Genomic DNA, 24,615 nt, shown 5'->3' with positions numbered 1-24,615 from the left:
GGGCATGTGCGAGGAAGTAAACGCTGTCCCGCGCCGGCCGGCCTCAGAAGCCGAAATGGGCCGCCCGTGGGTCGCCGCGCTGGCCGGTGGCAGGTCGGCCTCGCCAAGTCTCGAAGTAGGGGACGAGCTGGCGACTAAGCGGATCAAGAAGCTCCACGCGAGCACTCCCGACGGTCCCGCCCCGTGGGCCCTCAAAAAAATTTGCGCGAAGGTGAGGGGGAACGGCCCTCCAATCCACCATAGGAGATGAGTGCGCCGTTTCGGCGGCTCCCGACGCAACAGCTGCGTCATAACCAAGGGAACCACGACTATGTCTGACTATGCCTCACCGAAACCCACCGACGCGAAGGCGGCGAACGGCGCGAAGTGGGGGACCAGCGCCCCCACGACCGTCCTGCAACGCGTGCTGAAGGAAGGCTCGAAAGTCCCGCTCTTCCTCGGACAGACCCTCGTCAACTCGCTCCGCGACGTGGGCTACAACGACACGACCTCGGCGGTCTGCGAGCACATCGACAACGCGCTGCAGTGGGGTGCCAAGTCCGTGCGGGTCTACTTCAATGAGCGAAAGGATCGCGGCACGAGCGCCGTCGACGTTCTAGTCCTCGACGACGGCCAGGGCATGTCGCCTGCGGTCTTGCAGGTCGCAACGGCGTTCGGCGGCTCGATGGTCTATCAGAACCGACAAGGCATCGGCCGTTTCGGGGTCGGGATGAAGGCGGCGGCGCTCAGCATGAGCCCGGTGCTGGAAATCTACTCGTGGCAGGAGCCGCGGGCCTACTATCAGATGACCCTCGACGTCTTCGAGATCAGCAACGACCGCCGCAACCTGATTGAGCTGCCGGAGCCGGAGTTCATGGCCGACCTTCCTAGCGAGGTCGTTCGGATCCTCACCAAGCCGCTGGTCTTCCCGAAGAACCCCCAGGAGTCGCAGACGCTCGTCGCCGACAGCTTGCCAGAACTCCACGAGGCCCTCGGCCCGTCCGGGACAATTGTGTTCATGCCGGACTGCGACCGGCTTACCTACAAGTCCGCCCGGACCCTGGTGGAGCACGCGACCGACGACATCGCACGGATCTACCGCCGCTATCTTGAGAGGGGCGTGAAGATCTACGTCAACAACCGCGAGGTCCAGGCGTTCGACCCGACCTATTGGTCGCTGGGCAGCCGCCACGTCCGCTACGTCGCCGAACTGGCCGAGCAAAGGAGCCGCCTCGTTCAGCACTGGGAGCGCATCGAGATCCCCGTGCAGGAAGGCGAGACGCGCACGGCACCGGTCTCCGTGCGGCTCTATCGGCTGCCGATCGAGGACTGGGAGAAGCTCGGGCGGAAGGTCCTGAACAACAACCTTCACGTCTATAGCGGGCACATCATCTCGTTCATGCGCGCCGACCGCGAGGTACACGCCGGCAGCATCGCAGCGCTGAACGGCAAGTCTCACCAGAACAACAACTGGCTGCGCATCCAGATCGACTTCCCTGCCGAGCTCGATGAGGCGATGGGCGTGGCGATGAACAAGCAGGGCGTCCGCCCCAAGCGCTACGTGCTCGACGCCATCGCGAAGGTGATCGAGGCCGACGTCTCCTCGACACGCCAGAGCATTGCTCAGTCTCGGCCGGAGCGGATCAAGAAATCGGCGAGCGGCCCGCTTACGGAGGCTGAGCGTCGCGCCAATGCGGCAGACCCGCTGCAGGCGAAGCCGCTCCCGGCGCCGTCGCCGCAGACCGAGGAAGAGCAGCAGGCGCTGGACAACAACCTGCGCACGTTGGCGATGACGCTGCGGCGGGACGCGGAGACCGAGGACCAAGCCTTCGAACGGATTAAGGCGTCGACCTTCGTCACACACTTTGTCCACGACCAGTTCTGGCCGTTCTACAACGTCGACTACCGCTTCGGGAAAGTCATCCTGACCATCAATACCGACCACCCGTTCTACGACCGGCTCTACAAGCCGTTGGTGGAGCTCGCGGGCCATCCGGGTGCGGCGGGCGAAGATGCTGAAGACGGGTCGGCCGATTGCAACTCCGAGTTGGTGATCATGCTGCAGCTGCTACTGCTCAGCCTGGCACGCGCGCAGAGCCAGCTCAGCAGCGGGCCGGAAGGTGACGACCGGCGTGACGTGTTCGCCATGTTGCAAAAGGAGTGGACGGAAAACCTCCGCACGCAGATGCGGACGGCCTGACGACCAACGCCCCGGGGCTCGCGCCCCGGGGCTGAGCCGTGGCGCAGCCGCGGCGTTCGTGCTATAGTTAAGGCGATACGTCGGGAGTCTCCCCGGCGCCGGACAACCCTCCTCGCGGACAACAGCGTCCGTGGGCTTGGGCCGGTGCTCAGGAGTCGATCGGCGGATCGCAAAATCCCGCCGGCCCAATCGCCGGATAACCTATGGAGAACTGCTGATGACGAAGGCGCAGGCCTTTGTCTGGGACGCCTATTTGGACGCCCAGAAACGCGCTGACCGCAAACAGGTTGGCCCGAACTACTGGTCCGCCGACCAGACCGCCGACCGCATCCTCGACCTCGCCGAAGCCGGTGTGACGCCGATCTCGCCGCAAGCCGTCCGGAAGATGGCGCGCAACTTGCGGCGGAACCTCGCCGCGACCGAGCGGCGGCGCAAGGCGATCGAGCTGGCGCGTTACGCGCCGCTTCAGGAGTTCGTGACGGCGTCGCCTGAGGCCCGCGCCGACGCGCTCTTCGAGTGGGAGCGCGTTTGCGGACAGACGACGCGAGTCGAGCAGCGGCTCCTGCAGCAGGTCGGCTTCGGATTCACGTATGGCGAGATCGGCGCGGCCGCCGGGCTCACGGAAAAGGCCGTGGAGCTTCGGGTGGCGCGCCTGCGCCTTCGCCTCGCCGCCTAGCCGAAGGGATAGAAGAGCGCGCCGGTGATGCGGCGCGCTCCTCCGTTCAACTTCAAGTCACGATGCGGCCCGCGGCATGCGCCGCCTGTGCGTAGCCCGACAGCGTTCGGTCCGGGCGAAAGCCTGAATCCTCTTCAACTGTGAGGCCGGAAGACCTGGCGGCCGTCTCCAGCTCCGCCAGCGAGACGTAGCCCAGTTCGGGCGTCCCGAGCCCAAGGTCACAGAGTCCGAAGGCACGGTCCGGGTCGCGCGGGTCGAGTTCGCTCAGCAGCCAGGCTGCGTTCGCGTTCGGTGTAATGAGCTTTACGACGGGCACCGGATCGAACGCCTCGCTACGCGCGGCGTGAACGCCGTTTGCGAGCAAGCGCGCACGTTTGCTGTCCGAGAAGAGTGGCATGGTCGCCTCCTGTGGACCCCGGGATTGGGGCGAGGCGACCGGCCGGCAGGCGTCGTCAGGGCGCGACGCAACCCCCAACCCGGTCCGGTGCGGGCCGGGGGTTGCGGCGGGTCCGACGCCTGCCAAGGTCAGCGTCAGCCAATCCGAGCGCAGGCGCGGCTGTTACGTCCCACGGGACGACGGGGGACTCGGCCTCGCTCGGGTGAGATCGATCCAGCATGGCCTCTTAATACCGACCCTTCGCGCGAGCCGCAGTTAGAGGAGGATGGGTAGGACCAGCGTCACGATCCATCGCTGCGCGTAGCAGCCGACAAGCGCGCGGCCACCTGACTGAAGGTGGTGCTTCAGCGAAGGCCGTCGCAGGAACGGATACGGAAACGATGGCGAACATCCGTGTGCAAATTCTGCACACGCCAGTCTCTAACCACCTGAAATACCGAAAGAACCTCTCCAGTCCATCATGGGCGCGACGCTGAAGCGGTGCGGCGGGTGGGCGGTCTGGGTCACGAAAAGGGCTTGTCGATATCCACGGCCGACCCAGTCAGGTCGACGCCTTCGCGCCGCAACATAGGGCCTGCGTCAGGCGGCATCCAGCTTCACCAGCACGGTCCCCTCGCTGACCTGCGCGCCCAGCTCGGCGGCGAGGTCGGCGACGACGCCGTCGAAGGGGGCCGTGAGGGCGTGCTCCATCTTCATGGCCTCCATCAGTAGGGGCTGGCCCTTGGTCACCTTGTCGCCAGCCTTGACCGACAGGCCCGTCACCTTGCCCGGCATCGGCGCGCGGATGGCCCCGTCGCCGGCCGCGCCGCCCTCGCCGTCGGCGGCAGGCGGGTGGTCGCGGAAGGTGAAGGCCTCGCCGCCTTCGAACACCACGATCGCCTCGTCGCTTTCGACGTGGATGAAGCGGCTGGGCTCGACCGGCATCTCGACTTCGAGGGCCTTGTCGCCGTGGAACAGCCGCGTTGTCGTGACCGGGTCGGCGTTGAGGCGGAAGCCCTTGAGCTCCACCCAGGGCGTGGTCTCGCCCGCCCGGCGCTCGACCGCCTCGCGGAAGGCCCAGCCGGCGGTGGCCAGCGCCTCGGCCGAGGGTTCGGCGGGCGCCGTCAGGGCTTCCATGTCGCGGCCGATCAGGCCCGTGTCGACCGAGCCAGCGATGAAGGCCGGGGTCTCCAGGCAGCGGACCAGGAAACCGGCGTTGGTCTTCACCGGCCACACCTCGACGTCGGCGCAGGCCTCGGCCAGGTCGGCGATCGCCTGGTCGCGGGTGGGCGCGTGCGCGATCAGCTTGGCGATCATCGGGTCGTAGAAGGACGTGATGTGGTCGCCCTCGTCGACGCCCGAGTCCGCGCGGACATTGGTGGGCAGGCTGAAGCTGGCCAGCCGCCCGATCGAGGGCAGGAAGCCGGTGGCCGGGTTCTCGGCATAGAGCCGCGCTTCGACCGCGTGGCCGTTCAGGGTGATCTCGTCCTGCGCCAGCGGCAGCGGCTCGCCGGCGGCGACGCGGAACTGCCACTCCACCAGGTCCAGCCCGGTGACCATCTCGGTGACGGGATGCTCCACCTGCAGGCGGGTGTTCATCTCCATGAACCAGATGCGGTCGCCCTTCAGACCATCCGACGCATCCGCGATGAACTCGACGGTGCCGGCGCCCACATAGCCCACGGCCTTGGCGGCCTTCACGGCGGCGTCGGTGACGGCGGCGCGGGCTTCCTCGCTCATGCCGGGCGCAGGCGCCTCTTCGATCACCTTCTGGTGGCGGCGCTGCAGCGAGCAGTCGCGCTCGAACAGGTGCACGACGTTGCCCTGGCTGTCGCCGAACACCTGCACCTCGATGTGGCGCGGGCGGGTGACGTAAGTCTCGAGCAGCACCCGGTCGTCGCCGAAGCTTGCGGCGGCTTCCCGCTGGCATGAGGCCAGCGCGGCGTCGAAGGCCTCGGCGCTCTCGACCAGCCGCATGCCCTTGCCGCCGCCGCCGGCGACGGCCTTGATCAGCACCGGAAAGCCGATGGCCTCGGCCTCTTTCTTGAGGCGCGCGGGCGACTGGTCCTCGCCCAGATAGCCGGGGGTCACCGGCACGCCGGCCTTCTGCATCAGATCCTTGGCGGCGTCCTTCAGGCCCATGGCGCGGATGGCGCTGGGCGGCGGCCCGATCCAGATCAGGCCTGCGGCCATCACCGCCTCGGCGAACTCCGCATTCTCGCTGAGAAACCCGTAGCCCGGGTGGATTGCTTCGGCGCCGGCGGCCTTGGCGGCGGCGATCACGCGATCGCCCTTGAGGTAGCTGTCACGTGCCGCCGCGGGCCCGATCAGCACGGCCTTGTCGGCGTCGCGCACATGGGCGGCGTCGCGGTCAGCTTCCGAGAAGACGGCGACGGTCTCGATGTCGAGACGCCGCGCAGTGGCGAACACCCTGCGGGCGATTTCACCGCGATTGGCGACCAGGACGGAGCGGAACATCAGGCGACTCCGCGACGCGTCAGCGCCGCAATAGATTGACCACGAACAACACGAACCACACGGACGAGCAATTTTCGGCGGGGGCGGACGGCTGGCTGAGTCCGTTCGTGTGCTTCGTGGTTGAATCGAACTGCGCCTAGGGCGTGCAAGGCGATGGACATATCGCGCCTCACATCCTGAACACGCCGAAGCGCGTCTCGGGGATCGGCGCGTTCAGCGCGGCGGAGATGGAGAGGCCCAGGACGTCGCGGGTCTGGGCCGGGTCGATGATGCCGTCGTCCCAGAGCCGCGCGGTGGCGAAGTAGGGATTGCCCTCGTCCTCGTAGCGCTGGCGGACCGGGGCCTTGAAGGCCTCTTCCTCTTCTTTCGTCCACTTGTCGGCGTCGCGGTGGACGGTGGCCAGCACCGAGGCGGCCTGCTCGCCGCCCATCACGCTGATGCGGCTGTTGGGCCAGGTCCACAGGAAACGCGGAGAGTAGGCCCGGCCGCACATGCCGTAGTTGCCGGCCCCGAACGAGCCGCCGATCAGGACGGTGAACTTGGGGACCTCGGCCGAGGCCACGGCGGTGACCAGCTTGGCGCCGTCCTTGGCGATGCCGCCGGCCTCGTAGCGGCCGCCGACCATGAAGCCCGAGATGTTCTGCAGGAACACCAGCGGGATCTTCCGCTTGCAGGCCAGCTCGATGAAGTGAGCGCCCTTCAGCGCGCTTTCCGAGAAAAGCACGCCGTTGTTGGCCAGAATCGCGACCGGATAGCCCCAGATGCGGGCGAAGCCGCAGACCAGCGTCGTGCCGTACAGCGCCTTGAACTCGTCGAACCGGCTGCCGTCCACGACCCGGGCGATCACCTCGCGCACATCGTAGGGCGCACGCACGTCCTGGGGCACGACGCCGTACAGCTCCTGCGGATCGTAGGCCGGGGGCTCGGGGGCCTCCAGGTACTGGTCGTGAACCTTGGTGGTGTTCAGGTTGGCCACGATGCGGCGCACGATGGTCAGCGCGTGCTCGTCATTCTCAGCCACGTGATCGACCACGCCCGAGCGGCGGCCGTGAGTGTCGGCGCCGCCCAGTTCCTCGGCCGAGATGATCTCGCCGGTGGCGGCCTTCACCAGCGGTGGGCCGCCCAGGAAGATCGTCCCCTGCCCGCGCACGATCACCGTTTCGTCGCTCATCGCCGGCACATAGGCGCCGCCGGCGGTGCACGAGCCCATGACGCAGGCGATCTGGGCGATGCCCTCGGCGCTCATCCGGGCCTGGTTGTAGAAGATGCGCCCGAAGTGCTCGCGGTCGGGGAACACCTCGGCCTGGTGCGGCAGGTTCGCGCCGCCCGAGTCCACGAGGTAGACGCACGGCAGGCGGTTCTGCAGCGCGATCTCCTGGGCCCGCAGGTGCTTCTTCACCGTCATCGGGTAGTAGGCGCCGCCCTTCACCGTCGCGTCGTTGGCGATGATCAGGACCTCGCGGCCCGAGACCCGGCCGATGCCGGTGATCACGCCCGCGGCCGGCGCCTCGTCGTCGTAGAGGCCGTCGGCGGCCAAACCGCCCACTTCCAGGAACGGCGCGCCGGGGTCCAGCAGGCGCATCACCCGGTCACGTGGCAACAACTTACCGCGGCTGGTGTGTCGCTCGCGGCTCTGCGCCGAGCCGCCCAGGGCCGCCTGCCCCGACTTCGTCCGCAGTTCGTCGACGAGCGCGCGGTTCAGCTGGGCATTGGCTGCGAAGGCCGCCGAGCCGGTGTCGATCCGGGAGTCCAGCTTTCTCATCCGCCGACCAGCTCCCGACCGATGAGGAAGCGCCGGATCTCGTTGGTGCCGGCGCCGATGTCATACAGCTTGGCGTCGCGAAGCAGACGCTCCACCGGATAGTCCTTGGTGTAGCCCGCGCCGCCCAGGGCCTGGATGGCCTCCAGGCTGACCTTCACCGCATTCTCGCTGGCCATCAGGATCGCGCCGGCCGCATCGAAGCGGGTGGTCATCCCCGCGTCGCAGGCCTTGGCCACCGCATAGACGTAGGCTCGCGCCGAGTTCAGGGCGACGTACATGTCGGCGATCTTGCCCTGCATCAGCTGGAACGACCCGATGGCCTTTCCGAACTGCTTGCGCTCGCGGACGTACGGCAAGGTCACGTCGAGGCAGGCCTGCATGATGCCCAGCGGTCCCGCCGCCAGCACCGTGCGCTCATAGTCCAGGCCGCTCATCAGGATGCCCGCGCCGCCGCCGACCGGGCCCATGACGTTCTCTTCCGGGACCTCGCAATCCTCGAAGACCAGCTCGGCGGTGTCGGACCCGCGCATGCCCATCTTGTCCAGCTTCTGGCTGACGCTGAAGCCTTTCATCCCCTTCTCGATCAGGAAGGTGGTGATGCCGCGCGAGGCGCCGTCGGGGTCGGTCTTGGCGTAGACCACCAGGGTGTCGGCGTGCGGCGCGTTGGTGATCCAGAACTTCGTGCCGTTCAGGACGTAGCGGTCGCCGCGCTTCTCGGCCCGCAGGCGCATGGACACCACGTCCGAGCCCGAGCCGGCCTCGCTCATGGCCAGCGAGCCCACATGTTCGCCGCTGATCAGCTTGGGCAGGTAGCGGCGCTTCTGTTCCGGAGTGCCCCAGCGGCGCAGCTGGTTCACGCAGAGGTTCGAGTGGGCGCCGTAGGAGAGGCCCACCGAGGCCGAGGCGCGCGAGACCTCCTCCATCGCCACGACATGTTCGAGATAGCCTAGGCCCAGCCCGCCGAACTCTTCCTCCACCGTGATCCCATGCAGGCCCAGCTCGCCCATCTGGGGCCACAGCTCGCGGGGGAAGGTGTTGGTCGCGTCGATCTCGGCCGCCAGCGGGGCGATGCGGTCGGACGCGAACCGCGCCGTGGTGTCGCGGATCATGTCCGCGCTCTCGCCGAGGCCAAACTCCAGCGTCGGTCCGTGGTTCGGGATCATGGGCGTCCTGCCTTGTGGGGCGGCCAGTCTAGGCCGCGCCATACATTCGGAAAAATTGTATTCTCGAAACGCAGTGAATAGACATGATCTATGATTGATCGGCACCACCTCCGCTACTTCCTGGCTGTGGTCGACGCCGGCAACTTCTCCAAGGCCGCCCGCCAGGTGAACGTGACCCAGCCGACGCTTTCGGTGGGCATCGCCAAGCTGGAGGCCAGCCTCGGGACACGACTGTTCCTCCGGAACAACCAGCGTGTCCAGCTTACCGCCGACGGGGTCGCGTTGCTGGCGCATGCCCGCACCATCGAAGGCGAGTTCAACGCGCTGGAGACCCGGCTCGCCGATGCGCGGCCCGCGCCGCTGCTGCGGATCGGCGTGCTGTCCACCCTCCCCGGCCGCGTCGCCGGCCAGCTGGTGGCGGCGATCCGCGCCTCGGACGCGCCCGAGCCCATCGAGCTGGTGGAAGGCGCCGAGCGCGATCTGGTCGCCCGGCTGCAGCGCGACCGCATCGACGTCGCCTTGACGATCGTGCGCGACGGCGAGACCCGCTTCGCCACCGAAGCGCTGTTCGAGGAGGGCTATGGCGTCGCGCTGCCGGTCTGGCACGAGCTGGCCGGTCGCGCGGAGATCCGCGGCGAGATGCTGGCCGGAGAGACAATGATGGTGCGGCGGCAGTGTGAAGTGCTGGCCGAGACCAGCCGTTACTTCACCGAGCGCGGCGTGCGCCCGCGCTTCGCCTTCCGCTCGACCAACGACGAGCGGGTGATGGCCCTGGTCCGCGCCGGCCTGGGGATCACCGTGGCCGCCGAAAGCTACGCCGACGACGGGGTGGCCATTGTCCCCTTGGCGGGTTTCAGCCCACGGCGGCGGATTGGGCTGGCCTTCAGATCGCCCGAGGTGGCCGGCCGCGCCTCGACCGCGCTGGCTGCGCTCCGGGCGGTGACAGGCTAGTCGTCGCCCGCCCGCGCAGGCCCGCATCTTGCAGGCCTTCGGGCCTGTTGCGTCGAATGGAGACAGGGCCTTGGCCGGCTGGAAACGAGTAGCGCCCTTTCTTCTCCTGGGACCGATCACAGGCCCGCTCACGGCCGGTGTCGTGTTCAACCTACGCGAAGGCCGTCCGGTGCTGGCGGCGATGTACGCGGTGGCGCTGGTCGAGTTGACCCTGCTCCTGCCCGTGATCGTCGCAACGCTGGGCCTGAAACTGATCTGACGCCTCGTCAGTAAGGAAACTTGCAGGAAGCCTGCGCTATGGTGGCGCGACATGGCTGACGCGCTCCCAAGTCCCACAAGCTTCGCATTCCTGGAAACGACCAGCGCGGTCGAGCGCGGCCTGCCTCACGCCGTCGTGACGCTGGTGCTGGGCGGGCTGGCCGGCCTGGCCGCCGCCTTCGTCGTCGCCTTGCTGGTGACGCTGGTCGGCGCGGGGGTCGCCTCGGGCTCCGGCGACCTCGGCTACGCCACCGCCGTCGACCTCCTGGCAAAGGGCGAGTGGCCGGCGCGAACCCTGGGCGCCTACGCCTACGAACTCGCCATGGTGGGCGGGGCTTCGATCGCCGCCGCGGCAGCGTTCATCGCCATCGCCGCGCGGCGGGCCGGACGGCCGATCCGCACCTTCCTGACCGCCGCGCCCCGCTTCCGCTGGCGGCACGCGCTTGTGGGCCTCGCCATCTTTCTACCGGTCGTCGCGGCCGAGATCTGGCTGTCCGGCCTGGTCAACCCCTCCGACGACACGTCGCCGCTGGCGACCCCAGGCGCCTCGTTCCGGGACAGGCTGGTCTACATCGCCGCCGCCGTGGGCTTCCTGTGGTGCGCGGCGCTGGCCGAAGAGATCCTGTTCCGCGGCTGGCTGATGCAGCAGACGCGGGCGCTGACCCGCAGCCTCATCGCCGTCATCGTGATCAACGCCGTGGCCTTCTCGCTGGCCCATGGCGACCTCACCCTGGGCGGCTTCGTGACCCGTCTGGCCCTGGGCGCCGGCTGGGCCTGGATCGTGCTGCGCCTGGGCGGCGTGGAATTCACGGCGGGGGCCCATCTGGCCAACAACCTGGGCATCGCGCTCCTGGCCCAGCCCGTTCTGCTGACGGTGTCCGAGCCGGAACCCTTCGACCCGCTGTCGGTGGCGCTGCAGATCGGTACGACGGGCGCGCTGGTTCTGGGCGTGGAGTGGTGGGTCCGGCGCAAGGCCGCGCCCGGCCCTGCCCCGAGTGACTGTCCCGCAGCGCCCTAGCGGGTCATGCCCGGTCACGTTACGAACGATTAATGCAAGCTACCTTGCGTCGTACCATAGCTGTGGCTTACCCATGGTCACGAGGGACCTTGCAGGCGCGGCCATGCTGATAACCAACATCAAGAACGCCGACGCCGTCAGCCGAACCACGGTCGGGGCCGGCTATGCCCTGGGGCTCCTCAACCTCGCCGTCGCGAAGGGCGCCAATCGCGCGCAATTGCTGGCCCGCGCCGGCATCCGCGCCGACGACCTCGAGGACCAGGACAATCGCATCCCGATGGGCAACTACGTGGCCCTGATGCGCAGCGGGCAGGAACTCGCGGCCGAGCCGGCGCTGGCCCTGCTCTATGGCGAGGCGATGGACCTCTCGGAGCTGTCCGTCGTGGGCCTGATCGCGCGGGCCTCCGACACCATGACCGAGGCGCTCGCCCAGCTGAACCGCTATGGCCGACTGGTCGTCGAGGTCGAGGGCATCGGGTTCGAAAACCGCTTCCAGATGCGCAAGGACGCCGAGGGTCTCTGGCTCGTCGACACGCGCAAGAACGCCAACGAATTCCCGGAACTGACCGAAAGCACCTTCGCGCGGATGATCTGCGGCAGCCGGGAGTTCGGTGACGGCTCGCGTCCCTTCGTGAAGGCGGTCCGCGTCACCCACCCGCGCCCCGCCCATGTCGAAGAGTACCAGCGCATCCTTCAGGCGCCCGTCACCTTCGACTCTCACGAGAACAGCATGCTGGTCGATGAGGTGTGGCAGGACTTCAAGGTCGCCCGCGCCAGCCGCTATGTCTTCGGCATCTTCAGCGAGCATGCAGAACGGCTGCTGGCCGAACTGGAGACCGCGCGCACCGTTCGCGGCCAGGTCGAGGCCCACGCCATCCCGATGCTGCACACCGGCGAACTGGGCGTCGACGTCATCGCCGCGAAGATGAGGCTGTCGCGCCAGACACTCTATCGCAAGCTCAAGGCCGAGGGCGTCACGTTCGAAGGCTTGCTGGACGACCTGCGTCACCGCATGGCGCTGCACTATCTCGATGGCCAGAAGGTGTCGGTGAACGAGACCGCCTACCTGGTGGGCTTCTCCGAGCCCAGCGCCTTCTCACGCGCCTTCAAGCGCTGGACCGGCCGCAGCCCCCGCTTCCGCGCGGCCGCCTGATTCAAAGAAAGTTCGACGGCGCTCAACCCCGTCCGCCGACGGGCTGCGTAGTTGGTCATGTGAGGCCCAGGAGCCGTGCATGGTGACGATAGATAGACTGGTCAGATCCCGCCGACCGCGACCGCTCCCCGCGGACGGCTATCCGCCCAATCCCGCCGGTGGATCCTAGGACGGGAGGCGATGGGGCGGGTAGGCTCAGCCTTGATGGATCTGGACGAACCCGACGACGGCGCCCTGCTTCGCGCGCACCGAGCGGGAGACGCGCAGGCGTTCGGCCGCCTCTACGATCGTCATGACCGCGCCTGCTTCCACTTCATCCGCCGTCTCTTGGGCGCAGCCCATGCCGACGCCGCCGAGGACCTTCACCAGGAAACCTGGATCGCCGTGGCGCGCAACGCGGCCTCGTTCGACGCCGCCCGCTCCGCATTCCCTCCGTGGCTGTACACGATCGCCCGCAACAAGGTCTGGGACCACTTCCGCCGCCAGAAGGTGGCCGTCCTGTCGTCGGCCCAGGAGGACGCGGCCATGATGGTCCCCGACCCCGGCCAGTCGCCGCTGGAGCAGGTGCAGTCCCGTGAACTCGCCCAGGAGATCATCACCGCCGTCGAAGCGCTGCCCCTGGAACAGCGCGGCGTGTTCATCCTGTTCGCTCAGTCGGGACTGTCGCTGGAGGAGATCGCCCAGGTGACGGGCGCGACGTTCGAGACCGTCAAGAGCCGCCTGCGGTACGCACGGGCCAAGCTGCGGGACGCCCTGGCGGGGGAAAGGTCGGCCCATGTCTGAGCGCGACAACGACCCGATGGATCAGGCCTATGTGCGGGCCGAGGCGATGCTGGACGACGATCACGCCCGCGCCGCCCGCCGCGCCCGCGTGCTGGCCGCCGTGGCCGAAGCCGGCGCCGAACCCGACGCCGCGCCGGCCCCGCGCGGCACAGCCTGGCGTCATGGCGGCTGGCTGGTCGCCGCCAGCGTGGCGGCGGTGAGCGTGTTCGTCGCCGTACAGATCAACCAGACTCCGGCCTTCGAGCGGCCGACCACGCCGCCGATCGCGCCGCCAATCGCGCCGACTCCAGCTCAGCCCGCCGCGCTCGAGTCACCGCCTGCGGCCGAGGCCACGCCTCCGAGGGGCGCGTCGGTTCCGCCCGCGGTCGCCGCTCCCAAACCTGTCCCCCAACCGAACGCACCGTCGCCCAGCATCGCGCCCGTGGCGCCGAGCGCAGAACCTCGCGAGCCCGAGATCGCGGCCCTGCCGGCGGCGCCGCCGCCACCGCCACCTCCCCCGTCGGCCGCCGCGATGGAACGCCGGGTAGCCCCAGCCCAGGCCGCCAGGCAGATCACGGCGCCCGCCCGCGCCCGAGCCCGCCCCGAGACGTCGGACACCGCGGGCAAGTCGGAAATCGAGGAAGTCGTGGTCACGGGGGCGCGCATCGCGTCCGCGAGTTCGCCGGAAGCCGTGGCCCAGCAACTGCGCGAGGCCGCGGCCGCCGGCCAGCCACGGCAGCTCGCGATCCTGTTGGCGCGCGATGTGCCCATCGACGCCGTGGACGACGACGGGGAGACCGCCCTTATGAAGGCCGTGCAAGCGCGCCAACTCGACGCCGCCGCCTTCCTGCGCCGCCGCGGGGCCAGCCTGGACCTCAAGAACCACGAGGGCCGATCCGTCCGCGACATGGCCGCCTCGCTGGCCGACCCGGCGATGGACAAGGCGCTCGGCTTGAACCGCTAGCGCCACATTACGACAGCTTAACTGGCTCGCGTCGACCGGCGCTCGCATAGTAGTAGCCATGACTACTATGACTCCCGCCGCAGCGCTGCTGGACCTGGGCTTCACCGAAATCGAGGCGCTGGTGTTCTGTGAGCTGACCCGCCTGGGGCCGTCCACCGGCTACCGGCTGGCCAAGGCCGTGGGCAAGGCGGCGGCCAACACCTACCAGGCCCTCGACACGCTCTCGCAGAAGGGCGCGGTGCTGGTGGACGAGGGCGAGGCGAAAACCTGGCGCGCCGTCCCGGCCGGGGAGCTGATCGCGGCGCTGCAGGCCCGCTTCGAACACCGCAGCCAGGCGGCGCTGTCGGCGCTCATGACCTTGAAGGCGCCTGAGGCCGAAGCCCGGCTCTATGCGCTCAAGACCCCCGGGCAGGTCCTGGCCCGCGCACGGGCCATGATCGCGGCCGCCCGAGAGGTGTTGCTGTTCGACCTGTTTCCTCAGCCGTTCGCCGCGCTGGAGCCGGAACTCGCCCTCGCCACGGCTCGAGGCGTGCGCGTGGTGGGCCAGATCTACGCCCCGCACGCCACGGGGGTCGCCACCGTGCTGCAGGACACCGCGCCCTCGCAGCTGGCCGCCTGGCCGGGTCTGCAGGTCACCGTCGTGGCCGATGCGCGCGAACACCTGACGGCGCTCATCTCGCGCGACGGCGAGCGGTGTCGCCACGGCGTGTGGAGCGACAGCGTGTACCTCGCTTGCGTCCAACACTCGGGCTTGGCGGCCGAGATCGTGCTGGGCGCCCAGGGACTGGGTCAGGCCCTGCCCTTCGAGCCCACGCTGTTCGGCTCGCGGCCGCCTGGCCTCGACGACCTGACCGGCCCCGCCTTCGCCGACTGAACCTCCCCCTAGCCTCCCCCGAGATACGCCATGAAGACCCTGTTTCTCTCCGCAGCCACGGCCCTGACGCTCTTCGCCACAGCGGCCTGCGCCGATCCCGCGGGCGACGCGGCCGCCCGCTATGTCGCCTGGCGCGGCGGACCCGCCTTCGAAAAGGCCCGTGGCCTGCTTGTGCGCGGGACGACCGACAATGGCCGCTTCCGGGGCGCCATCGAGCGCCGAATTGAGCCCGGCCGCACGCTTGAGCGCTTCAACATGGGCTCGGCGGCCACGCACCGCGCCCTGATCGGCGACACCGGCTGGACCATCAGCCTCAGCGGCCAGGTGGAAACCGCTGACGCCGCCACCGCCAAGGCCGCAGCCCGCCGCCGCCTCACTGCCTTCGACGACGCCTTGCAGGGCCAGGGCGGCGCGAAGCTGACGCTTCAGCCCGACGAGACCTTCGACGGGAAAGCCGTCCAGGTGCTGCGCATCACCTTCGATGATCGAAACGGCCAGGATCTGCTGCTCGACCCCGCCACCGGCGCGCTGATCGCAGACCGGACGACCGAGGACGGCGACGTGATCACCACCCGCTACGCCGACTGGCGCGTGGTAGAAGGGGTGAAGGTGGCCTTCAAGGAAGTTCAGCGGCTCGCGCAGGACCCGATCGAGACCACCATCACGCTCACCTCGGTCGACATCGACCCGAAAGCCGACACGAGGGCTTTCGCCCGCCCCGCGTCGCGCAAGGTGTTCGCGTTCATTGACGATAAGGCGGCGACGTCGCCGTTGCCTTTCGAGTTTTACCTGGGCTCGCGCATCTACATCCCGGCCACGCTGAATGGCCACGAGACGCATGTCCTGCTCGACAGCGGCGCCGAGGCCACGGTGCTGGACAAGGCCTACGCCGAGAACATCGGCATCAAGCCCACCGCGATCGTGCCGGCCGTCGGCACCGGCGGGCGAGACGTCGCCGAACTGGCCAGCGGCGTGACGATCCGGCTGGGCGAGGTGGAACTGCGCGACGTGACCGTGGCCCTCATCGACCTGAAACCGATCAGCGCCATGATCGGCAGGCCGTTGCCGGTGATCCTGGGCAAGGAGGTTTTCAACGCCCTCACCGTCGATCTCGACTTCGCCGGCAAGACGATCGCGTTCCAGGACCCGGCCCGCTTCAGGCCGGCGCCCGGCGCCGTGCGGGTGCCGGTCACCAGCGTCGGCGGCATCCACGCCATCCCGGCGACGATCGAGGGGGGGAAGACCGTGCTCATGGACTTCGACCTGGGCAACGGTTCGCCGCTGCTGGTTTTCCCGGGCCACTGGAAGGCCCAGCGCATGCTGGAGGGCCGCCTATCATCCAAGAGCCTGTCGGGGGCCGTCGGCGGCCTCAAGACCCGCGATGTGGCGACCGTGAAGTCGCTGACGCTCGCCGGCGTCACCTTCCACGACATCCCCGCCATCTTCGGCGAGGACGACGGCTCGGCGTTCGGCAACACCCGCACCGCCGGCAACATTGGCATGCCCATCCTCAGCCGCTTCCGGCTGACCACCGATTACGCCAACCAGCGTCTGTTGCTGACCCCCCGCTCCGATGTCGTGACCCAGCCGTTCCCCAAGGACCGCTCGGGCCTGGTCACCCGCTTCGCCGCGGGCGCCTTCACCCTGGGCCTCGTGGCGCCCGGCTCCCCCGCCGAAGCCGCGGGCCTCAAGGCCGGCCAGGTGATCACCGCGATCAACGGTAAGCCTTCCGCCGAGCTGGGGGTCGCAGGGCTGACGGCGTTGCGCAACGGGCCGGCGGGAAGCTCGCTGGCTGTAACGGTGCAGACCGGCGAAACGGTGAACCTGGTGCTGCGCGACTACTACTGACGCCTGCGTTGGGCGCGCCTATAGGTCAGGCACCTCGACCGGATCGCGCATCGCACGGCGGCCGCCCATGGCCAGCAGCTCGCCGTTGTCGAGGCCGCCGTTCTTGTCGCGGTCCAGCTCGGCGAAGCGGGCCTTCAGCATCGCGCCCATCCGGCCGCGCAGCTCGCCCGCCTGGACCAGGCCGTCGACGTTGTCGTCCAGCGCGCCGATCATCAGTGAGCCCATCAGCTTCTGCTGCAGGTCGTTGCGCAGGTTGGTCACCGTCTCGTCGGCCCAGCGATAGTTCACGCGGAAGTACATCATCTCCTCGTGGCTCTGCTCGCCCCAGGTGACGTTGCGCTTCGGGTCGGGATTGGCCGTGTTGTGGACCGAGTTGTCGTAGACCCAGGTGGCCACCAGCTTGGTTCCAGCCTTCACCAGGATCGGCTTCACCGGGTCGTAGTCGCGCTGCCAGTTGAAGTCGTACTTGGGCAGCGACAGCAGCATCGTCTCCTTGCCGTCGGGCAGGATGGCCTTCAGCTCGACGTGATAGCCGCGATAGTGCGAGTGCGGGTACAGCGTGTAGAGGTAGGCGTCGGCCGGGAAGGTCAGGTACGCCGTCTCCCTGTGCCGCGCCGCGCCCGCCGGGATCATCAGCGCGAAGTCGCCGATCACGGCTGAGCGCTTCACGTACTTGGGCTGCTCCTTCAGCACGTAGAAGCCGACCTGGCTCCGGTCGGTCGTCTCGGCCCCCATGGTCGTGTAGTGCATCTGGAAGTTCAGTTCGCCGCCCGCCGGCACCGGCGCGCCCGAGTTGTCACCCATGATCTGCGGCTGGGCGCCCGGCGTGTACGAGCCCACCGAGCCGCCCGGGATGGTGGGCCGCGTGCCCGGCGTCGGCCGGTGGTTCGAGACCACGTGGTGCAGCACGCGGCGGTCGCCCGGCTTCATGGCGATGGCGCGCAGCCAGGTGTTCTCGCTGAACGGGTTGGCCACCCGCATGTTCTGGTAGTCGACGATGCCGCTGGCCGGCACCTTGAAGGCCGGCAGGTCGACGATCACGTCGGGCTTACCCAGGGTCTCGGGCCACTCGGACGCCACGCGGGTCTTGTTGACCACCAGCGGGTCGGCCCCCTCGCCGCGCGGCGCGCCGGCTTCGATCCAGTGGACCAGAAGCTTGGTCTGCTGAGCGGTAAGGCCCTGGTCGTTCTTGAAGGCGCCGATGTGGGGGTCGGCGAAATAAGGCGGCATCCTGCGCGTGCGCACCGTCTCGCGGATCATCGGGGCGAAGCCCCTCACGACGTCATAGCTGTCCATCGCGAACGGCCCGATGCCGCCGCTCAGGTGGCAGGTGACGCACTTGTCTTGGAGGATCGGCGCAATGTCCTTGGCGTAAGAGATCCTGGCGAATGACGCGGCCCGGTCGCGCTCGGGGAAGGCGATGACGCGCCCCGTGGTCATCGCCACCCGCGCCTGCGGCGCCGGCTTGCCGGCCGCCACCGCCGCGATCGCGGCTCCAGCGCCCGAGACCGGGCCGCGATAGGCCACGGTCCACGTCTTGGGATTGATCACGAAGACCTCGCCCTCGCGGGTCACGCCCAGCTGTTCGCCCACCAGCTGCTGCTCGTCCATCAGGATCGGGATGCTGAGTCCCTGCGCCTTGGCCTCGGCGGCCGCCGCGTCGCGGCTGTCTCCAAGCTTGGAGTCCAGCAGGTAGAACAGCACGCCCTTGCCGCCGTGCTGATCCGCCAGCTTCTGCAGCTCGGCCGCGCCGGCCTTCGAGGCGGCCGAACCGTTCTCGCGGGTCATCAGCACGATCGCGGGCGCATAGCCGAAGTAGTAGAGACGGTGCGCCAAGCGCGTGTGATCGGTCAGCTGGAAGTCGTCGACCGTCTGCGGAGCCGGGTCTGCGGCCTGCAGCGCGCCGCCACCGAAGCCGGCCAGGGCCATTCCACCCACCGCCAGCACGAACGCCGTCGCAACGATCCGCCGCATACTGTCTCTCCCCATCCTCGCGACCTGATAACGGTGGTTTTGTTCGTGTTTATTGCAGCCCGGCCGTCGCGCTGGCCTCAGGCTCTGCGGTCGGCCAGCCAGCGTCCGACCGAGAAGATGATCGCCAGGTTCAACGTCATGGCCGCGGCGCCCAGAACCACCCTGCCGACCGCACCGGGGTCGGACATCTGCGCCACCAGCAGGCTCCAGGGCATGCTCAGCAGGTCTGCAACGGTGGCCGCCCAGCCGCGCGAGAGACCAAACCACCCCAAGGCCCCGGCGCCGATCAACATCAGTGCGGCGAGGCACGTCGCGGCGTAGGCGACGCAGACGGCCCGGGTGACCCTCACGCGGTCACATCCCTGGCCGCGGCGCTGATCCGGGGTTTGAACTCTCGGGTGAGGCGCATGAGGGAAACTCCCACAGGTTGTGCGCTCAACGTGCACCTGTGACGTAACATTCGCCAGCACTTGTTGCACGACAGCCCTCAGCGGGTCGTCAGACCGCGGTCGCCTCGGCGTGTTTGTCGCCCCAGGCAGGGAGATCGTTGATCGCCTTGAGCAGGGGCGCTCCACGTGGGATGCGCTTCACCGCGGGCATCAGCCGGCGGTCATCATTCCTCGTTGGGGATGTTGAGCAACAGGCCGCACGCCTTGCAGTGAACCGCATCCGGATCGTGCCGCTGCAAGCCGCACGCTGGGCAGGGGAACCTGACCTTGTAGGGGCGGATCAGGGTCTGCGCGAAGCGGACGAAGAGCGTGATCCCGCTGATCATGATCACGATCGTCAGCAGCTTCCCGTAGGTGCCTGGCAGTGTGATGTCACCGAAGCCCGTTGTCGTGAGCGTAGTCACGGTGAAATAGAGCGCGTCCACATAGCCGCCGAGGCCGGGGTGCGAACGGGCGAAGCTGGCGTAGACGAATCCGGTCGCGATGAAGACGAAGGTGACCAGGGTCGCCAGCGACTTGGTGACGTCCTCCACCCGCGTGTCGTCGTATCGCCGCCCGATCGTGTCCCAGAAGATCTCGCTGTGGAACAGCGACCACAGGCGCAGAACCCGCAGGAACGCCAGGTTGAAGAGCTGCAGCGGGAACAGCAGGGTGACGAGCACGAACACGTCGACCCAGACGCTGAAGCGCCGCGCGAACGCCTTGACGCTGGTGTCGGCCAGCGCCCGCGCGCCCAGCTCGATGGCCAGCACCAGCGCCACGGCGTAGTCCACCACCAGATAGGCCGGAGAGTCGCGCAGGAACGGCGCGGCGACAAAGAAGGCGATCAGCAGCAGGTCGATGGCGATCACCCACAGGCGGAACCGCACCGCGCCCGGGCTGTCGCCGTGGTAGAGTTCGCGCAGACGCACCCTGAGCCGCGGTATCCGCGCCCGCTCGCCTGTCGTTTCCGCCGGATCGGCCAACCCTTGTCTCCCCGCAGCCTGCGCCATGAACCCGCGCGGCAGTGTGGGGGTTCATCGGGGGTCCCTACAATCAAGGAGTGCCCGATGCCCGCGAAATCCGCAGCCCAACAGAAGGCTGCAGGCGCCGCGCTGTCGGCCAAGCGCGGCGACACGCCCAAGAGCCAGCTCAAGGGCGCGTCGAAGTCGATGATCTCGATGTCGGAGAAGCAGCTCGAGGAGATGGCCTCGACCAAGCGCAAGGGTAAGCCCGAGCATGTGAAGCGGTAGCTCGCGCTACGCCGCCAGGCCCTGCATCCGCGCCGCCAGCTCACGCACGCGTTCGGGGCCGCCCAGCAGCTGGCGGTTCTGGCCGATGCGCTTGAACCAGTAGTGCAGGCCCAGGAGGTCGGTCATGCCGATGCCGCCGTGCACTTCGGTCGCCGTCCGCGCGATGAAGCGGCCGATCTCCGAGGTATGAGCCTTCGCGTGGGCGGCCATCAGCGAGGCGTCCTCCGGCGCGTTGTCGAAAGCGTAGGCCGCGTACCAGACCAGCGCGCGGGCCGGCTCCAGCTCGGCGGCCATCTCGGCGCAAAGGTGCTTCACGGCCTGGAAGCTGCCGATGGTGCGGCCGAACTGCTTGCGTTCCTTGGCGTACTCGACGGCGCGATCCAGCATGGTCTGGCAGGCCCCCAGGGTGTCGGCGGCGATCATGACCCAGGCCGCGTTGCGCAGCCGCTCCAGGGCCTGGTTCGAGGCCAGCGCCTCGCCAGACGCACCCTTGAACGTCAGCTCCGAGAGCCGCCGCGTCGCGTCGATGCTGGGTAGCGCCGCGACACCATCGGCCTTCGCCGCCAGGTGCAGCCCGCCCGAGCGGTCGGCGACGACCAGAAGGTCGGCGCCCACAGCGTCCAGGGCGAACAGCGCCGTGCCGGTCAGCTTCCCGCCATCCGCCGTGACGCCCGCGCCGTCACGGGCGCCGGCGATGGGTTCGGAGATCGCCACGCCAGCCGTCGCTTCGCCCGCCGCCAGCTTCGGCAGCCACGCGAGCTTCTGCTCATCGCTCCCGCCCAGTCGCAGCGCCAGCGGCGCCAGGACGGCCGAACCCAGGAACGGCGTCGGCGCCACGACGCGCCCCAGCGCCTCGGCCGCCAGCGCAGCCTCCAGCAGACCCAGTCCCAACCCGCCGTGCTCCTCGGGAACCAAGAGGCCCGGCAGTCCCAGCTCGGAAAGGCCGGCCCAGATGTCGGGCGCGGTCTCCTCGCCGCCATCGGCAAACCGCCGCACACGCTCGAGCGGCGACAGGTCGGCCAGGGCCTTGGTCAGGCTGTCCTGCAGCAGGGTCTGGTCTTCCGACAATGCGAACCGCATCTACGCCCCCACCGTCTTGGGTTCGCGCGGCATGCCCAGCCCGCGTTCCGAAATGATGTTCTTCTGGATCTGGGCCGTGCCGCCGCCGATGATCAGGCCGAGGTCGAACATGTAGTTCCGCTGCCAGCCGCCTTTGGCGCGCAGGTGTGGGCCGTCGTGGTAGAGGATCCCGAGCTCACCCAGCGCATCGATCGCCAACGCCGCCACCTGGTGGTTCAGTTCGCAGCCCTGCAGCTTCACCACCAGCCGCGCGAGACCCGCCGTGTCATCGGTCAGGGTCCGCAGGCCGTTGAACTTCATCGACAGGACACGGGCCTGCAGTTGCATCAGCCGGTCGCGGAAGATCGGATTGTCGATGATCCGATGGCCGTCGACCGTCTCGGATTTCATCAGCTCGATCAACGCCTTGAGTCGGGCTTCTGTGGCGTTCGGATCGCCCAGCATGCCGCGTTCGTGCTTGAGCGTCGTGTTCGCCACGAACCACCCCCGCCCGCGACCGCCCACGACGTTCTTCTGCGGCACCCGCACGTCGGTGAAGAACACCTCGTTGAACTCGGCATGGCCCGTCATCGTCTTGAGCGGCCGCACATCGATGCCGGGCGTGGTCATCGGGAAGAGGATGTAGCTGATCCCTTCATGCTTCGGCGCATCAGGCTCGGTGCGGACCAGACAGAAGATCATGTCTGCTTGCGCGGCCGTACTTGTCCATATTTTTTGGCCACTTATGAGGAAATCCTCACCATCTTCGACCGCCTTGGTCTGCAGGTTGGCGAGGTCCGAGCCGGCGCCCGGCTCCGAGTAGCCCTGGCACCAGATCACCTCGCCGCGAAGGGTCGGGCCGATCCATTGCCGCTTCTGCTCCTCGGATCCGACCTCCAGAAGGGTCGGCACCAGCATCGAGATGCCCTGCCCGGCCATGCCGCGGGGCGCGCCGGCGGCGATGAACTCCTCGGCGATGATCCGGCCTTTCAGGATGTCGGGCTCGGCGCCGTATCCGCCGTAGGCCTTCGGAATGGTCCGCGCCGCATAGCCGGCTTCGATCAGCGTGCGCTGCCAGGCTTTGGGATCGTTGGGCGCGCCGTCCTTGTGGTGATCCTTGTGGGCTTCGAGGAAGGCCCGCACCTCGTCGCGGAAGGCCGCCAGTTCCGGCGTCAGCGTCAGGTCCATGTCACTCCCCTTTCCGCCCACTGCACCACCCTTTCGCCGGGTGAGGCAACGGCGCCGTGGCGTAAGCGTTTGCTCCTCGTTCGATCCCTGGAGACGCCGATGCGACATCCCTGGCCGGCCCTTGCCGCCGCGCTGAGCCTGACGGCCTGCAGCGCCCCTGGATCGGACGACCCGTTCGTGGGTTTCGGCCCCAACCCGAAGCTGCCCCCGCCGAAGACCAGCCTGATCCCCTCCATCGGCGTGCCGGACGTGGTGCGCTGGCCCGCTGGCGCGGCGCCCAGGGCGCCGGACGGATTCACCGTCACCCGCTATGCCGAGGGGCTGGCCCATCCCCGCTGGCTGCTGGTCCTTCCGAACGGCGACGTGTTGGCCGCCGAGGCCGCGGCCCCGCCCAAACCGCCAGGAACCGAAGAGAAGGGCGTCCGCGCCTTCTTCCAGAAGATGCTGATGAAGAAGGTGGGCTCGGTCGTCCCCAGCGCCAATCGCATCACCCTGCTGCGCGACACTGACGGGGATGGGGTCGCCGAAACCAAGTCGGTCTTCGCGACCGACCTCAAGAGCCCCTTCGGGATGACCCTCGTCGGAACCACGCTCTACGTCGCCAATGCGGACGGCGTCGTGAGCTTCCCCTATCAGCCCGGCCAGACCTCGGTGACCGGCCCCGGCGCCGCCGTCTTCGCCTTGCCCGCCGGGATCAATCACCATTGGACCAAGAACGTCGTGGCCAGCCCCGACGGCGCCAAGCTGTTCGCCACCGTGGGCTCGAACTCCAACATCGCCGAAAAGGGCATGGCCATCGAGGAAGGCCGCGCCGCCATCTGGGCCCATGACATCGCCAGCGGACGAACCCGCATCTTCGCCAGCGGACTGCGCAATCCCAATGGCCTCGATTTCGATCCGGCTACGGGCGTCATGTGGACGGTGGCGAACGAGCGGGACGAGATCGGCCCTGACGTCCCGCCGGACTACCTCACCAGCGTGAAGGAGGGCGGCTTCTACGGATGGCCCTGGAGTTACTGGGGCGCAAACGTCGATCGGCGCGTGCAGCCGCAGCGGCCCGACATGGTCGCCCGTGCGATCCGGCCGGACTATGGCCTGGGGCCGCACACCGCCTCTCTGGGTCTCACGTTCTATCGTGGGGAGACCTTCCCGGCGGCCTATCGTGGCGGCGCCTTCATCGGCCAGCATGGGTCGTGGAACCGGCAGCCCTTGAACGGCTACCGCGTCGTCTTCGTGCCGTTCGCGCAGGGCCGGCCGCAGATGCCGGCGCAGACGTTCCTCACCGGCTTCCTCAATGCCGACAACAAGATCCAGGGCCGGCCTGTGGGCGTCGCCATCGACGGCCGCGGCGCCCTCCTGGTGGCCGACGACGTCGGCGGCATCGTCTGGCGGGTCAGCCCATCTTGAAGACGCAGAGCTTGTTGCCGTCGAGATCTCGGAAGTAGGCCCCGTAGAAGCCGCCGCCCCGATCGCCGGGCGGCCCTTCACAGACCGCGCCCGCCGCCATCGCCGCGGCGTGGGTGGCGTGGATCTGCTCCGGGGTCTCGGCCGACATCGCCACCATTACGCCGTTGCCGACGCTCTGCGGGGCGCCGTCGAACGGCAGGGTGATCCCCAGCATCGCGCCCCGGCCCGGGCCGCCATAGTACTGCGAGCGCTCGTACGTGAGAGTCCTGCGTCCCCCGAGCGGGGCCAGCACGGCGTCGTAGAACGCCCGCGCCCGCTCGAGGTCCGAGACACCGAGAGTGGTGTAGCCGATCATGCGTCAGCCCATCTTGAAGACGCAGATCTTGTTGCCGTCCGGGTCGCGGAAGTACGCGCCGTAGAACGTCGGCAGACGCTGGCCGGGGGGGCCGTCGCAGGTGCCGCCCGCCGCGATCGCGGCGGCATGAGCCGCATCCACCTGTTCCTTCGACGCCGCCGGCAGGCCGAACATCGAGCCGTTGCCCGCCGTCGCCGGTTGTTCGTCGTAAGGCTTGCTCACGGCGATCATGCCGGGCGTGTCCTTGCTGCCGTAGAACTGCATGCGGTCGCCGTTGGCGAACGTGCGCGCGCCGCCTAGCGGAGCCAGCACCGCGTCGTAGAACTTGGTGGCCCGTTCCAGGTCGTTCGTGCCGATAGTGGCGTAGCCGATCATGGGTATTCCTTCCTGATGAGGAGAGGACCCTAGCGGATGACCCGCGCGGCAACGCAAGGGCCAGCTTGAGCATGAGGGCCTTTCGACGCGAGTCCCATTGGACGGATGCGCCCG

General features: G+C 68.5%; 22 protein-coding genes. 11 read left to right on the top strand and 11 right to left on the bottom strand.

Annotated elements, in window-relative coordinates; genetic code table 11:
* Positions 1 to 310: 310 nt before the first annotated feature.
* Together ACQ66R_RS20635 and ACQ66R_RS20630 are read left to right on the top strand one after the other, a co-directional pair.
* Complete coding sequence (locus ACQ66R_RS20635; protein ID WP_430425080.1) at positions 311 to 2,179, top strand: ATP-binding protein; 1,869 nt, start codon at positions 311 to 313, stop codon at positions 2,177 to 2,179.
* 217 nt (positions 2,180 to 2,396) lie between these two features.
* Entirely contained in the window at positions 2,397 to 2,855 is a 459-nt protein-coding gene (locus ACQ66R_RS20630) for a hypothetical protein (protein WP_430425078.1), read from the top strand.
* Between the two features lie 52 nt (positions 2,856 to 2,907).
* Here ACQ66R_RS20630 and ACQ66R_RS20625 read toward each other — a convergent pair whose 3' ends face one another.
* The 4 genes from ACQ66R_RS20625 to ACQ66R_RS20610 form a co-directional block, all read right to left on the bottom strand.
* Positions 2,908 to 3,252, bottom strand: a complete 345-nt coding sequence (locus tag ACQ66R_RS20625) for a DUF2958 domain-containing protein (RefSeq protein WP_430425076.1) — start codon at positions 3,250 to 3,252, stop codon at positions 2,908 to 2,910.
* Positions 3,253 to 3,831: 579 nt separating this feature from the next.
* Positions 3,832 to 5,709, bottom strand: coding sequence for a biotin carboxylase N-terminal domain-containing protein (locus ACQ66R_RS20620; protein ID WP_430425074.1), 1,878 nt, complete (start codon positions 5,707 to 5,709; stop codon positions 3,832 to 3,834).
* A 169-nt stretch (positions 5,710 to 5,878) separates the two neighbouring features.
* The gene (locus ACQ66R_RS20615; RefSeq protein WP_430425072.1) at positions 5,879 to 7,471 is read right to left on the bottom strand and encodes a carboxyl transferase domain-containing protein; all 1,593 of its coding nucleotides are present in this window, start codon (positions 7,469 to 7,471) and stop codon (positions 5,879 to 5,881) included.
* Positions 7,468 to 8,634 carry an isovaleryl-CoA dehydrogenase gene (locus ACQ66R_RS20610; protein ID WP_430425070.1) on the bottom strand — a complete coding sequence of 389 codons (1,167 nt, stop codon included), beginning with the start codon at positions 8,632 to 8,634 and terminating at the stop codon, positions 7,468 to 7,470. Before ACQ66R_RS20610 ends, ACQ66R_RS20615 begins: the two co-directional genes overlap by 4 nt.
* A gap of 90 nt (positions 8,635 to 8,724) precedes the next feature.
* Between ACQ66R_RS20610 and ACQ66R_RS20605 the strand changes: the two genes are divergently transcribed.
* The 7 genes from ACQ66R_RS20605 to ACQ66R_RS20575 all read left to right on the top strand — a co-directional run bounded on the left by ACQ66R_RS20605 (position 8,725) and on the right by ACQ66R_RS20575 (position 16,462).
* On the top strand, positions 8,725 to 9,585 hold the full coding sequence (locus tag ACQ66R_RS20605; protein ID WP_430425068.1) for a LysR family transcriptional regulator: 861 nt from the start codon (positions 8,725 to 8,727) through the stop codon (positions 9,583 to 9,585).
* A gap of 310 nt (positions 9,586 to 9,895) precedes the next feature.
* On the top strand, positions 9,896 to 10,861 hold the full coding sequence (locus tag ACQ66R_RS20600; protein ID WP_430425066.1) for a CPBP family intramembrane glutamic endopeptidase: 966 nt from the start codon (positions 9,896 to 9,898) through the stop codon (positions 10,859 to 10,861).
* Between the two features lie 103 nt (positions 10,862 to 10,964).
* Positions 10,965 to 12,014 (top strand): AraC family transcriptional regulator ligand-binding domain-containing protein, encoded by a 1,050-nt coding sequence (locus ACQ66R_RS20595; RefSeq protein ID WP_430425064.1) that lies wholly within the window; start codon positions 10,965 to 10,967, stop codon positions 12,012 to 12,014.
* Positions 12,015 to 12,218: 204 nt separating this feature from the next.
* Positions 12,219 to 12,797, top strand: coding sequence for a sigma-70 family RNA polymerase sigma factor (locus ACQ66R_RS20590; RefSeq protein ID WP_430425062.1), 579 nt, complete (start codon positions 12,219 to 12,221; stop codon positions 12,795 to 12,797).
* Complete coding sequence (locus ACQ66R_RS20585; protein ID WP_430425060.1) at positions 12,790 to 13,740, top strand: ankyrin repeat domain-containing protein; 951 nt, start codon at positions 12,790 to 12,792, stop codon at positions 13,738 to 13,740. The genes ACQ66R_RS20590 and ACQ66R_RS20585 overlap by 8 nt, the downstream gene beginning before the upstream one ends.
* A 58-nt stretch (positions 13,741 to 13,798) precedes the next feature.
* Complete coding sequence (locus ACQ66R_RS20580) at positions 13,799 to 14,614, top strand: TrmB family transcriptional regulator (protein ID WP_430425058.1); 816 nt, start codon at positions 13,799 to 13,801, stop codon at positions 14,612 to 14,614.
* A gap of 30 nt (positions 14,615 to 14,644) precedes the next feature.
* Positions 14,645 to 16,462, top strand: coding sequence for an aspartyl protease family protein (locus ACQ66R_RS20575; protein WP_430425056.1), 1,818 nt, complete (start codon positions 14,645 to 14,647; stop codon positions 16,460 to 16,462).
* 18 nt (positions 16,463 to 16,480) lie between these two features.
* Here ACQ66R_RS20575 and ACQ66R_RS20570 read toward each other — a convergent pair whose 3' ends face one another.
* From ACQ66R_RS20570 to ACQ66R_RS20560, 3 genes are all read right to left on the bottom strand, one after another.
* The gene (locus ACQ66R_RS20570) at positions 16,481 to 18,436 is read right to left on the bottom strand and encodes a hypothetical protein (RefSeq protein ID WP_430425054.1); all 1,956 of its coding nucleotides are present in this window, start codon (positions 18,434 to 18,436) and stop codon (positions 16,481 to 16,483) included.
* A 77-nt stretch (positions 18,437 to 18,513) separates the two neighbouring features.
* Positions 18,514 to 18,786 (bottom strand): hypothetical protein, encoded by a 273-nt coding sequence (locus ACQ66R_RS20565; protein WP_430425052.1) that lies wholly within the window; start codon positions 18,784 to 18,786, stop codon positions 18,514 to 18,516.
* Positions 18,787 to 19,049: 263 nt separating this feature from the next.
* Positions 19,050 to 19,850: an ion channel gene (locus ACQ66R_RS20560; protein ID WP_430425050.1), complete on the bottom strand. Its 801-nt coding sequence runs from the start codon at positions 19,848 to 19,850 to the stop codon at positions 19,050 to 19,052.
* An 84-nt stretch (positions 19,851 to 19,934) separates the two neighbouring features.
* Here ACQ66R_RS20560 and ACQ66R_RS20555 point away from each other — a divergent pair, with 84 nt between their 5' ends.
* The gene (locus tag ACQ66R_RS20555) at positions 19,935 to 20,117 is read left to right on the top strand and encodes a DUF3008 family protein (protein ID WP_430425048.1); all 183 of its coding nucleotides are present in this window, start codon (positions 19,935 to 19,937) and stop codon (positions 20,115 to 20,117) included.
* 6 nt (positions 20,118 to 20,123) lie between these two features.
* On the opposite strand, the gene ACQ66R_RS20550 is transcribed toward ACQ66R_RS20555, so the two are convergent.
* Both ACQ66R_RS20550 and ACQ66R_RS20545 read right to left on the bottom strand, forming a co-directional pair.
* Positions 20,124 to 21,197, bottom strand: a complete 1,074-nt coding sequence (locus tag ACQ66R_RS20550) for an acyl-CoA dehydrogenase family protein (protein ID WP_430425046.1) — start codon at positions 21,195 to 21,197, stop codon at positions 20,124 to 20,126.
* Positions 21,198 to 22,364, bottom strand: a complete 1,167-nt coding sequence (locus tag ACQ66R_RS20545) for an acyl-CoA dehydrogenase family protein (protein WP_430425044.1) — start codon at positions 22,362 to 22,364, stop codon at positions 21,198 to 21,200.
* 99 nt (positions 22,365 to 22,463) lie between these two features.
* On the opposite strand from ACQ66R_RS20545, the gene ACQ66R_RS20540 reads away from it, so the two are divergent.
* Positions 22,464 to 23,771 (top strand): PQQ-dependent sugar dehydrogenase, encoded by a 1,308-nt coding sequence (locus ACQ66R_RS20540; protein ID WP_430425042.1) that lies wholly within the window; start codon positions 22,464 to 22,466, stop codon positions 23,769 to 23,771.
* Here the strand turns inward: ACQ66R_RS20540 and ACQ66R_RS20535 are convergent.
* Both ACQ66R_RS20535 and ACQ66R_RS20530 read right to left on the bottom strand, forming a co-directional pair.
* Positions 23,758 to 24,126: a VOC family protein gene (locus ACQ66R_RS20535; protein WP_430425040.1), complete on the bottom strand. Its 369-nt coding sequence runs from the start codon at positions 24,124 to 24,126 to the stop codon at positions 23,758 to 23,760. The two genes, ACQ66R_RS20540 and ACQ66R_RS20535, sit on opposite strands and share 14 nt — an antisense overlap.
* A 3-nt stretch (positions 24,127 to 24,129) precedes the next feature.
* Entirely contained in the window at positions 24,130 to 24,501 is a 372-nt protein-coding gene (locus tag ACQ66R_RS20530) for a VOC family protein (RefSeq protein ID WP_430425038.1), read from the bottom strand.
* Positions 24,502 to 24,615 lie beyond the last annotated feature (114 nt).

Source organism: Phenylobacterium sp. (assembly GCF_965284355.1).
GTDB lineage: Bacteria > Pseudomonadota > Alphaproteobacteria > Caulobacterales > Caulobacteraceae > Phenylobacterium.
The sequence above is the reverse complement of the archived record's forward strand: the minus strand, read 5'-3'. Positions and strand labels throughout refer to the sequence as shown.

Excerpts from the sequence above, each read along its gene's own strand:
- ACQ66R_RS20575 (WP_430425056.1), top strand. The coding sequence starts at position 14,645 with ATGAAGACCCTGTTTCTCTCCGCAGCCACGGCCCTGACGCTCTTCGCC.
- ACQ66R_RS20540 (WP_430425042.1), top strand. The coding sequence starts at position 22,464 with ATGCGACATCCCTGGCCGGCCCTTGCCGCCGCGCTGAGCCTGACGGCC.
- ACQ66R_RS20595 (WP_430425064.1), top strand. The coding sequence starts at position 10,965 with ATGCTGATAACCAACATCAAGAACGCCGACGCCGTCAGCCGAACCACG.
- ACQ66R_RS20550 (WP_430425046.1), bottom strand. The coding sequence starts at position 21,197 with ATGCGGTTCGCATTGTCGGAAGACCAGACCCTGCTGCAGGACAGCCTG.
- ACQ66R_RS20615 (WP_430425072.1), bottom strand. The coding sequence starts at position 7,471 with ATGAGAAAGCTGGACTCCCGGATCGACACCGGCTCGGCGGCCTTCGCA.
- ACQ66R_RS20620 (WP_430425074.1), bottom strand. The coding sequence starts at position 5,709 with ATGTTCCGCTCCGTCCTGGTCGCCAATCGCGGTGAAATCGCCCGCAGG.
- ACQ66R_RS20625 (WP_430425076.1), bottom strand. The coding sequence starts at position 3,252 with ATGCCACTCTTCTCGGACAGCAAACGTGCGCGCTTGCTCGCAAACGGC.
- ACQ66R_RS20585 (WP_430425060.1), top strand. The coding sequence starts at position 12,790 with ATGTCTGAGCGCGACAACGACCCGATGGATCAGGCCTATGTGCGGGCC.
- ACQ66R_RS20555 (WP_430425048.1), top strand. The coding sequence starts at position 19,935 with ATGCCCGCGAAATCCGCAGCCCAACAGAAGGCTGCAGGCGCCGCGCTG.
- ACQ66R_RS20605 (WP_430425068.1), top strand. The coding sequence starts at position 8,725 with ATGATTGATCGGCACCACCTCCGCTACTTCCTGGCTGTGGTCGACGCC.
- ACQ66R_RS20545 (WP_430425044.1), bottom strand. The coding sequence starts at position 22,364 with ATGGACCTGACGCTGACGCCGGAACTGGCGGCCTTCCGCGACGAGGTG.
- ACQ66R_RS20630 (WP_430425078.1), top strand. The coding sequence starts at position 2,397 with ATGACGAAGGCGCAGGCCTTTGTCTGGGACGCCTATTTGGACGCCCAG.
- ACQ66R_RS20590 (WP_430425062.1), top strand. The coding sequence starts at position 12,219 with ATGGATCTGGACGAACCCGACGACGGCGCCCTGCTTCGCGCGCACCGA.
- ACQ66R_RS20535 (WP_430425040.1), bottom strand. The coding sequence starts at position 24,126 with ATGATCGGCTACACCACTCTCGGTGTCTCGGACCTCGAGCGGGCGCGG.
- ACQ66R_RS20600 (WP_430425066.1), top strand. The coding sequence starts at position 9,896 with ATGGCTGACGCGCTCCCAAGTCCCACAAGCTTCGCATTCCTGGAAACG.
- ACQ66R_RS20610 (WP_430425070.1), bottom strand. The coding sequence starts at position 8,634 with ATGATCCCGAACCACGGACCGACGCTGGAGTTTGGCCTCGGCGAGAGC.
- ACQ66R_RS20635 (WP_430425080.1), top strand. The coding sequence starts at position 311 with ATGTCTGACTATGCCTCACCGAAACCCACCGACGCGAAGGCGGCGAAC.
- ACQ66R_RS20570 (WP_430425054.1), bottom strand. The coding sequence starts at position 18,436 with ATGCGGCGGATCGTTGCGACGGCGTTCGTGCTGGCGGTGGGTGGAATG.
- ACQ66R_RS20530 (WP_430425038.1), bottom strand. The coding sequence starts at position 24,501 with ATGATCGGCTACGCCACTATCGGCACGAACGACCTGGAACGGGCCACC.
- ACQ66R_RS20580 (WP_430425058.1), top strand. The coding sequence starts at position 13,799 with ATGACTACTATGACTCCCGCCGCAGCGCTGCTGGACCTGGGCTTCACC.